The 13,685-nt window shown below is 65.3% G+C and carries 12 protein-coding genes; all 12 read left to right on the top strand.

The features are described 5' to 3' along the window. The 12 genes from MUO32_RS07665 to MUO32_RS07610 all read left to right on the top strand — a co-directional run bounded on the left by MUO32_RS07665 (nucleotide 1) and on the right by MUO32_RS07610 (nucleotide 13,681). Nucleotides 1–3,840, top strand: a complete 3,840-nt coding sequence (locus MUO32_RS07665; RefSeq protein ID WP_257947630.1) for a glycoside hydrolase/phage tail family protein — start codon at nucleotides 1–3, stop codon at nucleotides 3,838–3,840. 15 nt (nucleotides 3,841–3,855) lie between these two features. Next, nucleotides 3,856–4,065 carry a hypothetical protein gene (locus MUO32_RS07660; RefSeq protein ID WP_257947629.1) on the top strand — a complete coding sequence of 70 codons (210 nt, stop codon included), beginning with the start codon at nucleotides 3,856–3,858 and terminating at the stop codon, nucleotides 4,063–4,065. A gap of 94 nt (nucleotides 4,066–4,159) precedes the next feature. Next, nucleotides 4,160–4,411, top strand: a complete 252-nt coding sequence (locus MUO32_RS07655) for a hypothetical protein (protein ID WP_257947628.1) — start codon at nucleotides 4,160–4,162, stop codon at nucleotides 4,409–4,411. A 53-nt stretch (nucleotides 4,412–4,464) separates the two neighbouring features. Further along, nucleotides 4,465–5,136, top strand: coding sequence for a response regulator transcription factor (locus MUO32_RS07650; RefSeq protein ID WP_257947627.1), 672 nt, complete (start codon nucleotides 4,465–4,467; stop codon nucleotides 5,134–5,136). Next, on the top strand, nucleotides 5,126–6,544 hold the full coding sequence (locus MUO32_RS07645; RefSeq protein ID WP_257947626.1) for a HAMP domain-containing sensor histidine kinase: 1,419 nt from the start codon (nucleotides 5,126–5,128) through the stop codon (nucleotides 6,542–6,544). The genes MUO32_RS07650 and MUO32_RS07645 overlap by 11 nt, the downstream gene beginning before the upstream one ends. A 107-nt stretch (nucleotides 6,545–6,651) precedes the next feature. Next, entirely contained in the window at nucleotides 6,652–7,080 is a 429-nt protein-coding gene (locus MUO32_RS07640; protein ID WP_257947625.1) for a hypothetical protein, read from the top strand. A gap of 118 nt (nucleotides 7,081–7,198) precedes the next feature. Then, the gene (gene ccmI, locus MUO32_RS07635) at nucleotides 7,199–8,326 is read left to right on the top strand and encodes a c-type cytochrome biogenesis protein CcmI (RefSeq protein ID WP_257947624.1); all 1,128 of its coding nucleotides are present in this window, start codon (nucleotides 7,199–7,201) and stop codon (nucleotides 8,324–8,326) included. Next, nucleotides 8,323–8,772: a cytochrome c maturation protein CcmE gene (gene ccmE / locus MUO32_RS07630; protein ID WP_257947623.1), complete on the top strand. Its 450-nt coding sequence runs from the start codon at nucleotides 8,323–8,325 to the stop codon at nucleotides 8,770–8,772. Before ccmI ends, ccmE begins: the two co-directional genes overlap by 4 nt. Next, complete coding sequence (locus MUO32_RS07625; protein ID WP_257947622.1) at nucleotides 8,769–10,754, top strand: heme lyase CcmF/NrfE family subunit; 1,986 nt, start codon at nucleotides 8,769–8,771, stop codon at nucleotides 10,752–10,754. Before ccmE ends, MUO32_RS07625 begins: the two co-directional genes overlap by 4 nt. Beyond that, nucleotides 10,751–11,209 carry a cytochrome c-type biogenesis protein gene (locus MUO32_RS07620; RefSeq protein WP_257947621.1) on the top strand — a complete coding sequence of 153 codons (459 nt, stop codon included), beginning with the start codon at nucleotides 10,751–10,753 and terminating at the stop codon, nucleotides 11,207–11,209. The genes MUO32_RS07625 and MUO32_RS07620 overlap by 4 nt, the downstream gene beginning before the upstream one ends. Nucleotides 11,210–11,331: 122 nt before the next feature. After that, a complete protein-coding gene (locus MUO32_RS07615; RefSeq protein ID WP_257947620.1) occupies nucleotides 11,332–12,900 on the top strand; it encodes a Do family serine endopeptidase in 1,569 nt (522 codons plus the stop codon). A 97-nt stretch (nucleotides 12,901–12,997) separates the two neighbouring features. Beyond that, a complete protein-coding gene (locus MUO32_RS07610; RefSeq protein ID WP_257947619.1) occupies nucleotides 12,998–13,681 on the top strand; it encodes a response regulator transcription factor in 684 nt (227 codons plus the stop codon). The last annotated feature ends 4 nt before the right edge of the window (nucleotides 13,682–13,685 follow it).

Genomic DNA, 13,685 nt, shown 5'->3' with positions numbered 1-13,685 from the left:
ATGGCAACGCTTCTCTTCCAGGCGGCCGGTGCGGCACTCGGCAGCGTGTTCGGTCCGTTCGGCGCCATTCTCGGCCGGGCGGCGGGTGCGCTCGCGGGCTCGGTGGTCGATCGCTCGCTCATCAACGGCATGACGAAGGTTTCCGGCGCGCGGCTTGGCGATGCGCGCATTCCCGGCGCAGACGAGGGTACCGCGATCAGCCGCGTCTACGGCACCGCGCGCATCGGCGGCACGCTGATCTGGGCGACGCGGTTTGCGGAGGAGGTGTCCGTCGAGCGCACGGGCGGCAAGGCGAGCGGGCCGCGCGTCGAGACGTTCCGTTATTTCGCGAATTGCGCGGTGGGCATCTGCGAAGGGCCGATCGCCGGCATCCGGCGCGTCTGGGCGGATGGGCGCGAACTCGACCTGACCGGTATTGCGATGCGGCTCTACCGGGGCACGGCGGAGCAGGCGCCCGATCCGCTGATCGAGGCGAAGCAGGGCGCGGGCAACACGCCGGCCTATCGCGGACTTGCCTATGTCGTCTTCGAGCACCTGCCGCTCGACACCTTCGGCAACCGCATTCCCGTGCTGCAGTTCGAAGTCCTGAAGCCGATCGGTTCGCTGGAGGAGAAGGTTCGCGCCGTGACGATCATTCCGGGTTCCAGCGAACACGGCTACGACCCGCGGCTGGTGACGGAGAAGCTGGGAGCCGGCAGGGGGCGCAACATCAACCGCAACACGCTTGTCGCGACGACGGATTGGGAAGCCTCGATCGATGAACTGATGGCGCTTTGCCCGAATCTCGAACGTGTCGGCCTGGTCGTCGCCTGGTTCGGGACGGATTTGCGGGCAGGGCATTGCCGCATCGTGCCGGGCGTCGAGGTTTCAGCCCGAACGGATGAAAGCCGGCCGTGGCGTGTCTGCGGCATCGGGCGGGCGCCGGCCTATGTGGTCAGCCAGAGCGGCGGTGGACCGGCCTATGGCGGCACGCCCTCCGATGCCAGCGTTGTGGCGGCCATCAAGGACCTGAAGGCGCGCGGGATCGAGGTCTATCTCTATCCGTTCGTTTTGATGGACGTGCCGGCGGACAACAGCCTGCCTGACCCCTATGGCGGCGCGCGGCAGGCGTCCTATCCCTGGCGCGGGCGCATCACCTGCCACCCGCAATCGGCCGACGGCACGGCGGCGGCAGGTAGTCAGGTGGCCGCTTTCGTGGGCGATGCGGAGGCGGGGGACTTTTCGGTTTCAGGCGAGGTGGTTTCGGGGCCTGCCGGCGACGAGGGGTTTCGCCGACTGATCCTGCATTATGCGCTTCTGGCGGAGGCGGCTGGCGGGGTCGACGGGTTCCTGATCGGCTCGGAGATGCGCGGGCTGACATGGCTTCGCGACGAGGCGGGCGGCTTCCCCTTCGTGTCGGCGCTCTGCGACCTGGCCGTTGATGTGCGAACGGTACTGCGGCCGGCGACAAAGATCACTTATGCGGCCGACTGGAGCGAATATTTCGGCTTTCAGCCTGCCGATGGCAGCGGGGAGGTGCGCTATCACCTCGATCCGCTCTGGGCGTCCCCGGCGATCGATGCCGTCGGCATCGACAACTACATGCCGCTGGCCGACTGGCGCGACGGCGACGTCCTGGCCGGCAATCCGGATGGATTTCAGCACGGCGAAGACCTGGATGCGATGCGGGGCCTGATCGCGGCGGGCGAGGGATTCGACTGGTACTATGCCAATGACAGTGCGCGCGCGGCGCGCCTGCGCTCGCCGATCACCGATGGAGCGGCGGGCAAGCCCTGGGTGTTCCGCTACAAGGACATCGAGAGCTGGTGGACCAATTTTCATCATGAACGCGGGTCCGGCGGATCGGAGCTTACGGGGCATACCGCCTGGGTGCCGCGGTCGAAACCGGTCTGGTTCACCGAACTGGGCTGTCCGGCGGCCGACAAGGGGCCGAACCAGCCGAATGTATTCGTCGATCCGAAAAGTGCCGAAAACGCCCTGCCGTATTTTTCCGGCGGTGCGCGTGGCGACGCCGTGCAGCGCCGGTTTCTCGATGCGCATCATGGCTGGTGGCAGGGAAGCGGACCGGAGGCGGGCATGGTCGATCCCGGCCATGTCTTTCTCTGGACGTGGGATGCGCGGCCGTATCCGGCCTTTCCGGAGAACACGGCGCTGTGGTCGGACGGCGGCAACTGGCAGCGCGGGCACTGGCTGAACGGCCGGCTCGGCGCGGGGACGCTGGCGGATGTCATCGCCGCGATCCTGTCCGATCACGGGTTTTCCACCTTCGACGTTTCTGGCGTCGCCGGGGACCTGCCGGGCTTCGTGCAGGCGGAGCAATCGTCTGCGCGCGCCTTGCTCGAACCGCTGATGGAGGCGTTTCAGATCGATGCACTGGAAGCGGACGGCAAGCTGGTTTTCCGCTCGCGGCAGAAATCGGCATTGCCGCCGCTCGAGATCGGCGTTCTGGCCGAACGGCCGGACGAGGCAGCTTTTGAGGAAAGCCGGGGCCATGCCGGCGATTTCTCCGGCGAGGCCATTCTCGATCATTTCGACGCGGCAGCCGCCTATGGGCGCGTGACGGCGCGCTCCCGCCGCATGGCTGACGGCAGCGACCGCGTCCTGCGGCTTGCTCTGCCGGCCGTGCTGCATGACGGGGCGGCGGCATCGGCTGTCGAGGCGGCCCTGCGCGACCAGCGGGCGGGGCAACGCCGCGTCACTTTTCGCCTGCCACCGACGATGCTCGGTGTGACGCCCGGCGATGTCGTGCGGCTTGCGGATGGGCCGGAGGGACGTTTCCTCGTGACCGGCCTGACGGACGGGCTGGTGCGGGAGGTTGAGGCGCGCGCCATTGCCGCGGGCGACAACCCGGCATTCGCCCCGGCGCAGGACGGACGGTCGCCCACGGGTGGGGCGGGACCGGCGGATGCTTTTGCGCCCGAGGTCGTCTTTCTCGATCTGCCGATCCACGGGCCCGGAGAGGCGGAGGATTTCGCGCGCGTCGCGGCCTATGCGAAGCCGTGGCGGGCGATGGTCGTGTCGAGTTCGGATGGCAGCGAGGGGTTTCGCGCCCGCACGCGGCTGGAACGGCCGGCACGGATGGGATGGCTTGCGGCGCCGCTTGTTCCCGGCGTCCTCGGGCGGTTCGATCCCGGGCGGGAGATCGTGCTCGACCTGGCGTCCGGTGGCCTCTCCTCGGTCGATGGGGTGACGATGCTGAACGGTGCGAACCGGCTGGCGGTGCGCGCGCAAAATGGCGGCTGGGAGATCATCGGCTTTGCCGGAGCAAGCGAGATCGCGCCGGGGCGCTGGCGGCTGACCACGCTGTTGCGCGGCCTGCATGGAACCGAGGATGCAATGGCGGCCGGACACCTTTCCGGAACGCTGGCGGTGGTGCTCGACGAGGCTGTGCGGCCGGTGGGGCTCGATACCGAGGAGGTGGGACGGCTTTCCAACTGGCTGGTCGAGGCCGTGGGAGCGACCGAGGGCCAGGCTGGTCCCTTTGTCTTTGCCGGAGGCGAGCGGGCGCTGAAGCCGCTTGCGCCGGGGCATCTTCGTGGGCGGCGCGGCGCGGATGGCGTTGTGCGCTTTTCCTGGATGCGGCGCGGACGCGTGGATGCGGACACATGGCTTTCCGCAGACATCCCGCTCGACGAGCCGACGGAGGCGTATCGCTTCGAAATTCTCTCGGGCAGCACGGTGGTGCGGCGCGTCGAAACCGTGAACCCCGCCTTCACCTATGCCGCTGCGGCCGAGCTTGCCGATTTCGGCATGGCGCAAACGGCGATCCGCATTCGCGTGCGCCAGATGGGCCGGGCGGTGCCGTTGGGCGTGCCGGCGGAAGCCGTTGCTACTCTCTGAACGAAAGGATGACCGATGAACGACGAAATGAAACCCTGGTACAAATCGCGCACCGTCTGGGGCGCCCTGATCGCTATCGCCGCCTCGCTGGCCAACGCTGCGGGCGTCGAGGTGACGACCGGCGACGAGGGGGAGCTGACTGATCTTCTGGTTGCTGCGGCAGGCACGATCGGCGGCGTTATTGCCATCTACGGGCGGATTTCAGCGCGCCGTCCGGTGCGCTGAAATCCCCTTCGAAGTTCCGCACCCCATTCATTTGCCATTCAGCGAGGATCGGTTATTGCTTGCATCATAGTGATCCGCACCTGAAAGTATGTTCATGGCCTCGCCACTTCTCATCACCGCCCTTGCGGCCAGCCTGACCCTGCCGGGTCCCGTCCTGACGGGTTCCGGGAGCGATGTCGTGCAGGCCGCAGGCGACTGCAGCGCCGCCGCGGAGCAGGTGGTGTCCGAGACGGGCGGCGAGCTTCTCTCGGCGCAGCCGAAGGGCGATACCTGCGTGGTGACCGTGCTGGTGCCCGGCAAGGGTAATGCCCGGCCGCGCAAGGTGACGGTGCGCGTACCAATGTGAGGCCGCCGGGCATTCGGCCCGGCGATGGAAATCAGAAAATAGGAAGAGGGCGAATGCGCATCCTGGTGGTCGAGGACGACGTCAACCTGAGCCGGCAGCTCAGCGAAGCCCTGAAGGACGCCGGCTACGTGGTGGACCAGGCCTTCGATGGCGAGGAGGGGCACTATCTCGGCGATACCGAGCCCTATGACGCCATCATCCTCGATATCGGCCTGCCGGAAATGGACGGCATCACCGTTCTGGAAAAATGGCGCGCCGACGGCAAGGGCATGCCCGTTCTCCTGCTGACCGCCCGCGACCGCTGGAGCGACAAGGTGGCCGGCATCGACGCCGGTGCGGACGACTATGTGGCAAAACCGTTCCATGTCGAGGAAGTGCTCGCCCGCATCCGCGCGCTCATCCGCCGCGCGGCGGGCCATGCGAGCGCCGATATCGTATGCGGTCCCGTGCGGCTCGATACCAAGGGCTCCAAGGCGTCCGTCAATGGCGAGGCGCTGAAACTGACCTCGCACGAGTACCGCCTTCTCTCTTACCTCATGCACCATATGGGTGAGGTGGTTTCGCGCACGGAGCTGGTCGAGCACATGTACGATCAGGATTTCGACCGCGATTCCAACACGATCGAGGTCTTCGTCGGGCGTCTGCGCAAGAAGATCGGCGTCGACCTGATCGAGACCGTGCGCGGCCTCGGCTACCGGATGCAAGCCCCCGCCAATGGCAAGTAACGCCAGGCGCTCCCGCTCGCTTACCTTCCGCGTTCTTTTCCTCGCCTCGCTGTGGGCGGCGCTGGCGCTGATCGTCATCGCCGTCGTCATCTCGACGCTGTATCGCCAGAGCGCGGAGAGGAGTTTCCGCGATCTTCTGCGCGCGCAACTCTACAACGTCATCAACTCCGTTTCGACCGACGAGCAGACGCGGCTCTCCGGCACGCCGCAGCTTGGGGATCTCCGCTTCTTCCAGCCGCAATCGGGCTGGTACTGGATCGTCGAACCGATCGGCGGGGCGCTGGCAAGCGAGGCCCTGACCTCTGCATCCCTCGGCACGGGCAGCATTCCGATCCCCGATACGGACAGCATTCCCTTCGATACACGCTACGAGCGTTTCTATACGACCATCGATTCCTTCGGCAACGACGTGGAGGTGGGCGAGACGGAAGTGGTGCTCGACGACGAGGGACGCACGGCGCGCTTTCGGGTGGTCGGGAACCGTGACGTGCTGGAAAAGGATATCGACGATTTCTCCGGTAGCCTCTACCTCGCCTTGGCGGGTTTCGGCGTCGGGAGCCTGATGCTCAATGCGGCGGCGATCCTCATCGGTCTCAGACCGCTCGACCGGGCACGCAAGGCGCTGGAAAAGATCCGGGCGGGGGAGAGCGAGCAGCTCGATGGGGATTTCCCAAGGGAAATCCTGCCCTTGGCAAGCGAGGTGAACGCGCTGATCGATAGCAACAGGCGCATCGTCGAGCGCGCGCGCATGCAGGTGGGCAATCTCGCGCATTCGCTGAAGACGCCGATCGCGGTTCTGCTGAACGAGTCGCGCCTCATCTCAGCGCCACAGGGCGAGCTTGTGAAGACACAGGCCGAGGCCATGCAGAGCCAGGTGCAGTCCTATCTCAACCGCGCCCGCATTGCCGCCCAGCGCGAATCCGTTCTGGCCCGCACCGAGGTGCAGCCGGTGCTGGAGCGGCTGGTGCGCGTGATGCGGCGGCTCAATGCCGACAAGCTGTTTCCGCTCGCCGTCGATCCCCCGGGCCTGGTGCTCGCCATGGAACAGCAGGATGTGGAGGAAACGGTCGGCAACCTGCTGGAAAACGCGGCGCGTTATGCCCGGGCGGTGGTTGATCTGCGCGTTTCCGTGGCACCGGCGGATGTGCGCGGCAACGATGACGGACGCAAGAGCTGGATCGTCATCGAGGTGGAAGACGATGGGCCCGGGCTCGAACCGGACCAGATCCGCGAGGCGATGAAACGCGGCAAGCGGCTCGACGAGAGCAAGCCGGGCACCGGGCTTGGCCTTTCGATCGTCAGCGAGATCACATCGGAATACCAGGGCACCTTCGGGCTTTCGCGTGGCGCGGGCGGCGGGTTGCGCGCGCGGCTCGTGCTGCCGGCCGTCACAAAGGATGTTGCCTGAGGCGACGGACAATGCAACAAGGGAAGTACTCGCGACAATGAGGGTCGCGGGGAGGAAGAATTGCCGGGACATTTCCGGCCCTTGCAGGAAGAGAGACGGTCGAGCGGATGAAGACGGGTTTGCGCGGCGCCTTTTTCCCACTCCTTCTGGCAGTATTGACGGCCTCGGGATGCACGACCACATCGGGCGGCAAGACCTCGGCCGATGGCGCGACGGTGGCGACTGGCCCCGGCGTGTATATCAGCGCGCTTCAGGGTGGCCTCGTGAGCCGCAACAGCGCGGCACAGCTTTCCAAGGCGGATATGCAGAGGGCGCTCGAAGCGGAGTACCGCGCGCTGGAAGCCGCACCTGGCGGCCAGCCGGTCGTCTGGCAGGGGCAGGGCGTCAGCGGCGCGGTGGTCGCGGCGGCCCCCTATCAGGTCGGCTCGCAGAACTGCCGGCAGTACAGCCACACGCTGACCGTCAACGGCCGTGATACCGCGACGCGCGGTGCGGCCTGCCGCAACGCGGACGGGGCCTGGACGCCGCTTTCCTGATAGCGTCGCGTCGGCGCGTTTCGCCGGCTGTTTGACCCTTGCGGCGAAACGCCTCAATTTTGCGTCATTGTTCCCAGGGGAATTGGAAACGCCGCGGCGTTCCAGTAATTGAACGGTCATGCTTTTCTGGATTCTCGTCGCCATCCTGACGGCAGCCGTGGCTGCTGCCCTTCTCCTCCCCCTGCTGCGGCGCCCTTCGGCGTCCGCTGACGGTTCCGGCCATGACGTCGAGGTCTATCGCGACCAGCTCGAAGAGTTGAAGCGCGACGAGGCGACGGGCCTTATCGGTGCCGGCGAGGCCGAGCTTGCCCGCGCGGAAGTCGCGCGCCGGCTGATTGCCGCCAGCAAGGCCGAAGCCAGGGAAAAGGCGCGCACGAGCGGGCGCAACCGTCTGGCGCAGGCCTTTGTCATCGTGCTGCTGCCCGCCATCGGGCTCTGTCTTTATTTGGCGACCGGCCGGCCGGATCTTCCGGCCCAGCCGCTCGCAGAGCGTCTCGCCAACCCCGGTAACGATATCAACATCCTGATCGCGCGGGCGGAAAGCCATCTTGCGCGCAATCCGGACGATGGTGCCGGCTGGGACCTGCTGGCGCCGATCTACTATCGCAGCAGCCGGATGGAGGATTCGGCGAACGCCTATGCGCAGGCGATCCGCCTGCTCGGGGCGAACCCGGAGCGGCTGGACGGCTATGCCGAGGCGCTGATCGCTCTCGCCGACGGCGTGATTACGGCGGATGCGCGCCGGCAGCTTGAAGAATCGCTGAAGCTCAAGCCGGACAATCCGCGTGCGCGCTACTATCTCGCGCTGGCGCTGGAACAGGAAGGTAAGAAGCCGGAAGCGCGCGCCGCCTTCGAGGCGCTGGCAAAGGAAACGCCGGCCGATGCGCCCTGGCTGCCGCTCGTCAACAGGCATATCGCTGCGCTGGGCGAAGGCGGTGCGTCGGGACAACTCGGCAATCCGACGGCGGGCGATGTCGCGGCGGCCGAGGACATGTCGACGGGCGACCGGCAGCAGATGATCGCAGGCATGGTCGAGAATCTTGCGGCAAAACTGCAGGAAGATCCCGCCAATTTCGAAGGATGGATGCGCATCATCCGTTCCTATGTTGTGCTGGATCAAAGGCCGAAGGCTGAAGCGGCGTTACAGACGGCGCTGAAAACCTTCCCGGCGGACAGCGAGAACGGCAAACAGCTTCTGGCGCTTGCACGGGACCTATCGATCTCGGTTGAGGGCAACACACAATGACGCGCAAACAGAAACGTCTGGCAGTCATCGGCGGCGGCGTCGCCTTTCTCGTGGCGGCGGTGCTGCTCGTCATGTTCGCCTTCAGCCAGTCCATCGCCTATTTCTATGTACCGGGTGACATCGCCAAGGCGAACCTTTCGCCCGGCACCCGCATCCGGCTTGGCGGTCTCGTCGAAAATGGTACGGTGAAGCGCGGCGAGGGCTCGACCATCACCTTCACGGTGACGGACACGCTGGCGACGGTGCCGGTGACCTATACGGGCATCCTGCCGGACCTTTTTCGCGAGGGGCAGGGCGTGGTGGCGGAAGGCGCTTTCGGCATGGACGGTCTGTTCGTCGCCGATACCGTCCTTGCCAAGCATGACGAGACCTATATGCCAAAGGACGTGGCGGATCGCCTGAAGGCGCAGGGTGTGGAACTCTCCGGCAAGGAAACGATCAAATGATCATCGAGCTTGGACATTATGCGCTCGTTCTGGCGCTGGCGACGGTCATCATTCAATCCGTGCTGCCGCTGGTCGGCACCATCAGGAATGACCGCTCGCTGATGGCCGTGGCCCCCGCCGCGGCCCTTGCCGGCTTCCTGCTCGTGCTGTTCTCCTTCTCGGTGCTGACCTTCGCTTATGTCGTCTCCGATTTTTCAGTCGCAAATGTCTGGGAGAATTCACACTCCCTGAAACCGATGATCTACAAGATCTCGGGCGTATGGGGGAACCATGAGGGCTCGATGCTGCTCTGGCTCCTCATCCTCGTCTTCTTCAGCGCGCTGGTCTCCACATTCGGATCGAACCTGCCGGAGCGACTGCGCGCCAATGTGCTGGCCATTCAGGGGCTGATCTCGACGGCGTTCGCGCTGTTCATCCTTTTGACGTCCAATCCGTTCATCCGCCTTTCGCCCGCGCCGGCCGAGGGCCAGGACCTCAACCCGGTGCTGCAGGATATCGGCCTCGCGATCCATCCGCCGCTGCTCTATCTCGGCTATGTCGGCTTCTCCATCTGTTTTTCCTTCGCCATCGCCGCTCTGATCGAGGGGCGGATCGATGCGGCCTGGGCGCGCTGGGTGCGTCCGTGGACGCTCGCCGCCTGGAGCTTTCTCACCGCCGGCATCGCCATGGGCTCCTATTGGGCCTATTACGAACTCGGCTGGGGCGGCTGGTGGTTCTGGGATCCGGTGGAAAACGCCTCGTTCATTCCCTGGCTTGCCGGCACGGCGCTCCTGCATTCCGCACTTGTCATGGAAAAACGCGAGGCGCTGAAGATCTGGACCGTTCTTCTGGCGATCCTCACCTTCTCGATGTCGCTTCTCGGCACCTTCCTCGTGCGCTCGGGCGTACTGACCTCGGTGCACGCGTTTGCGACCGATCCGACGCGTGGCGTCTTCATCCTCGCCATCCTCGTCTTCTTCATCGGCGGCGCGCTGTCGCTCTTCGCTTTCCGTGCCGCGACGCTGAAGGCCGGCGGGCTCTTTGCGCCGATCTCGCGCGAAGGCGCACTCGTTCTCAACAACCTGATCCTGACGACGGCGGCGGCCACGGTGCTGACCGGCACGCTCTATCCGCTGGTGCTGGAAGCGCTGACGGGTGAAAAGATCTCCGTCGGCCCGCCCTTCTTCAACCTCACCTTCGGTCTGCTGATGCTGCCGCTGCTGCTGGCCGTGCCCTTCGGGCCGCTGCTCGCCTGGAAGCGCGGCGACATCTTCGCGGCCGGACAGCGCCTCTTCGCGGCGGTCGCTGTTGGTCTCGTCGTTTCGGCAGGCGTCGTATACATGCATGGCGGGGGACCGGTTCTCGCCTATTTCGGCATTGCCATCGGCTTCTACATGATCGCCGGGTCGGTCACCGACCTCGCGTTGCGCGCCGGTATCGGCAAGGTGAAGCCCAATGTCGCCTTCCGCCGTCTGGTCGGCCTGCCGGGCTCGGCCTTCGGCACGGCGCTTGCCCATACCGGCGTCGGCGTGATGGTTGTCGGTGTCATCGCGGTGACGGCCTTCGAGACCGAACATGTCGTGGAAATGAAACCCGGCATGCAGGTGGAGGCTGGCGGCTATACGCTGACCTTCGACGGCATGCGCCGCGGGCAGGGACCGAACTATACCGAAGAATCAGGCCACTTCACCGTGGCGCGGGGCGGCGTGACGGTCACGGACATCTGGTCCTCCAAGCGCCTCTACACGGCGCGCCGCATGCCGACGACGGAAGCGGGTATCCGGACCTTCGGCCTGAGCCAGCTCTACGTGTCGCTCGGCGATGCCATGGCCGACGGCGGCATTGTCGTGCGCGTCTGGTGGAAACCGATGATTCTTTGCATCTGGATCGGTGCGCTGATCATGATGGCGGGCGGTGTCGTTTCGCTTTGCGACCGGCGCCTGCGCGTCGGCGCGCCGCAGAAGGCGCGCAAGTTGAAGCCCGCGCTGGAGGCGGCCGAATGATGCGCCGCCTGCTGCTCGCCCTCGCTTTCCTGCTGACCGCTGTCCCGGCCTTCGCCGTCAATCCGGACGAAGTGCTCACCGATCCGGCTCTGGAAGCGCGGGCGCGGGCGTTGTCGTCGCAATTGCGCTGCATGGTCTGCCAGAACCAGTCGATCGACGATTCCAACGCGGAGCTTGCCCGGGATCTGCGCCTTCTCGTGCGCGAGCGGTTGAAAAACGGCGATAGCGACGAGGCGGTCATCGACTACGTCGTTTCGCGCTACGGCGAATTCGTGTTGCTGAACCCGCGTTTGCGCGGCGAAACGCTGCTGCTCTGGGGTGCGCCGATCGTGCTCTTTCTCGCAGGCGCGACGGCCATGATCCTCTTCGTGCGCAGGCGCGGCGGAAAATCGACAGGAACACCGCTTTCCGATGTCGAAAAGGCCGAGCTGGAGCGTGCGCTCAAGCGCGACTAGCGGATTTTTCCAACATTACCAAAATTTCATGCTGCGGATAGTGTGCTGTAATGTGCGCCGTCCTATCTCTTCTTTCATGAGCCGCTGAACGCGGCCACGAAAGCAGAGAAAAGGTGCAAAGAATGTCCAAGATTTCAGCATTCCGTCCAGGTCTCAAGACCGTCCTGAAGACGACCACCGTCGCCGGGCTTGCGGCCGTTATGCTTGCAACCGGCATTCCCGCCAGTGTGACCCAGAGTTTTGCGGAAGCCGTATCGGTCGAAGGCCCGCAGGTTGCGAGCTTTGCCGACGTCGTTTCGGCCGTCTCCCCGGCCGTCGTTTCCGTTCGCGTCCAGTCCGACATCAAGCCGGCCAACGACGAGAGCAATTTCTCGTTCAACTTCGGTGGTCGCGGTCTTGACGAACTTCCCGACGACCATCCGCTGAAGCGTTTCTTCCGTGAGTTCGGAGGCCAGGACCAGTTCCACGGCGATCGCGGCCCGGGTCGTCAATTCGGTGATCGCGGCGACCGCCGCGACCGCAAGCCGCATCTGCGCCCGACCTCGCAGGGCTCCGGCTTCTTCATCTCGGAAGATGGCTACATCGTCACCAACAACCACGTCGTGAGCGACGGCTCGGCCTTTACGGTCGTCATGAACGACGGCACGGAGCTCGATGCCAAGCTGGTCGGCAAGGACAGCCGCACGGACCTCGCCGTCCTCAAGGTCGAGGAAAAGGACAAGCGCAAGTTCACCTATGTAAGCTTTGCCGATGACAGCCAGATCCGCGTCGGCGACTGGGTCGTCGCCGTCGGCAACCCGTTCGGTCTCGGCGGTACGGTGACGGCCGGCATCATCTCGGCCCGCGGCCGCGACATCGGCTCCGGCCCCTATGACGACTACCTGCAGGTGGACGCCGCCGTGAACCGTGGCAATTCGGGCGGCCCAACCTTCAACCTCTCGGGTCAGGTCGTCGGCATCAATACCGCGATCTTTTCGCCGTCGGGCGGCAATGTCGGTATCGCCTTCGCTATTCCCGCGTCCGTCGCCAAGGGCGTCGTCGCCGACCTGATGAAGGACGGCAAGGTCGATCGCGGCTGGCTTGGCGTGCAGATCCAGCCTGTCAGCCGTGACATCGCCGACTCGCTTGGTCTGGCGGATGCCGCCGGTGCCCTCGTCGTGGAGCCGCAGGCCGACTCCCCCGGTGCCAAGGCCGGCATCAAGAAGGGTGACGTGATCACCGCGCTTGATGGCGAACCGATCAAGGACCCGCGTGACCTTGCCCGCCGGGTCGCGCAGATCGCGCCCGGCAAGAAGGTCGACCTTTCGGTCTGGCGTGATGGCAAGTCGCAGAACGTCTCGGTCGAGATCGGCACGCTTGCCGGCGAGCAGATCCAGGCGGCGACCGGCACCGACGAAGCCGAACCGGAAGCTCCGGCCAGCGAGCAGGCGCTCGCCGACCTCGGCATCACGGTTACCCCCGGCGATGACGGCCTGACGGTTTCCGCCGTCGATCCGGACTCGGATGCCGGCGACCGTGGCCTCAAGGAAGGCGATCGCATCACCTCGGTCAACAACCAGGTGGTCAAGTCTGCCGACGACGTCGTGAAGGTTCTCGACGGCGCCCGCAAGGACGGCCGCTCCAAGGCACTGTTCCAGATCGAGACCAAGGATGGCAGTCGCTTCCTGGCGCTGCCGATCGATCAGGGCTGAACGGCTCCATAGCCCTCTCGAATGGCGCCGCGAAATCGCTCGGTTTCGCGGCGTCGCCGTATCCAAGGCCCGCCGAACATGCTGTAAGGTCTCTAAGATGAAGATATTGATTGTAGAAGACGATCTGGAGGCGGCCGCCTATCTCTCGAAGGCCTTTCGCGAGGCAGGCATTGTGCTCGACCATGCGAGTGACGGCGAAAGCGGCCTCTTCCTGGCGACTGAAAACAGCTATGACGTGCTGGTCATCGACCGCATGTTGCCGCGCCGCGATGGCCTGTCGCTGATCTCGGAACTGCGGCGTCGCAATATCCATACCCCCGTCCTGATCCTCTCCGCCCTCGGTCAGGTCGACGACCGCGTGACGGGCCTTCGCGCCGGTGGCGACGATTATCTGCCCAAACCCTATGCCTTCAGCGAGCTTCTAGCCCGTGTCGAAGTGCTCGGCCGTCGCAAGGGCACGCCGGAGCAGGACATGGTCTATCGCGTCGGCGATCTCGAACTCGACCGTCTCTCCCACACCGTGAAGCGCGCCGGCAGGGAAATCCTCCTCCAGCCGCGCGAATTCCGCCTGCTCGAATATCTGATGAAGAATGCCGGCCAGGTGGTGACACGCACCATGCTGCTCGAGAATGTCTGGGACTACCACTTCGATCCGCAGACCAATGTCATCGACGTCCACGTCTCGCGCCTGCGCTCGAAGATCGAAAAGGACTTCGACCAGCCGCTGCTGCGCACGGTGCGCGGCGCGGGATACATGATGAAGGACGAGGCGGCAGGCTGACCCC

This window comes from Shinella sp. CPCC 101442 (genome assembly GCF_024704725.1).
Taxonomy (GTDB): Bacteria; Pseudomonadota; Alphaproteobacteria; order Rhizobiales; family Rhizobiaceae; genus Shinella.
This window is presented reverse-complemented; position numbering and strand designations above follow the sequence as displayed.

Coding starts and splice junctions, on each gene's coding strand:
- ccmE (WP_257947623.1), top strand. CDS start 8,323: ATGACGCGCAAACAGAAACGTCTGGCAGTCATCGGCGGCGGCGTCGCC.
- ccmI (WP_257947624.1), top strand. CDS start 7,199: ATGCTTTTCTGGATTCTCGTCGCCATCCTGACGGCAGCCGTGGCTGCT.
- MUO32_RS07665 (WP_257947630.1), top strand. CDS start 1: ATGGCAACGCTTCTCTTCCAGGCGGCCGGTGCGGCACTCGGCAGCGTG.
- MUO32_RS07645 (WP_257947626.1), top strand. CDS start 5,126: ATGGCAAGTAACGCCAGGCGCTCCCGCTCGCTTACCTTCCGCGTTCTT.
- MUO32_RS07655 (WP_257947628.1), top strand. CDS start 4,160: ATGGCCTCGCCACTTCTCATCACCGCCCTTGCGGCCAGCCTGACCCTG.
- MUO32_RS07660 (WP_257947629.1), top strand. CDS start 3,856: ATGAACGACGAAATGAAACCCTGGTACAAATCGCGCACCGTCTGGGGC.
- MUO32_RS07615 (WP_257947620.1), top strand. CDS start 11,332: ATGTCCAAGATTTCAGCATTCCGTCCAGGTCTCAAGACCGTCCTGAAG.
- MUO32_RS07610 (WP_257947619.1), top strand. CDS start 12,998: ATGAAGATATTGATTGTAGAAGACGATCTGGAGGCGGCCGCCTATCTC.
- MUO32_RS07640 (WP_257947625.1), top strand. CDS start 6,652: ATGAAGACGGGTTTGCGCGGCGCCTTTTTCCCACTCCTTCTGGCAGTA.
- MUO32_RS07625 (WP_257947622.1), top strand. CDS start 8,769: ATGATCATCGAGCTTGGACATTATGCGCTCGTTCTGGCGCTGGCGACG.
- MUO32_RS07620 (WP_257947621.1), top strand. CDS start 10,751: ATGATGCGCCGCCTGCTGCTCGCCCTCGCTTTCCTGCTGACCGCTGTC.
- MUO32_RS07650 (WP_257947627.1), top strand. CDS start 4,465: ATGCGCATCCTGGTGGTCGAGGACGACGTCAACCTGAGCCGGCAGCTC.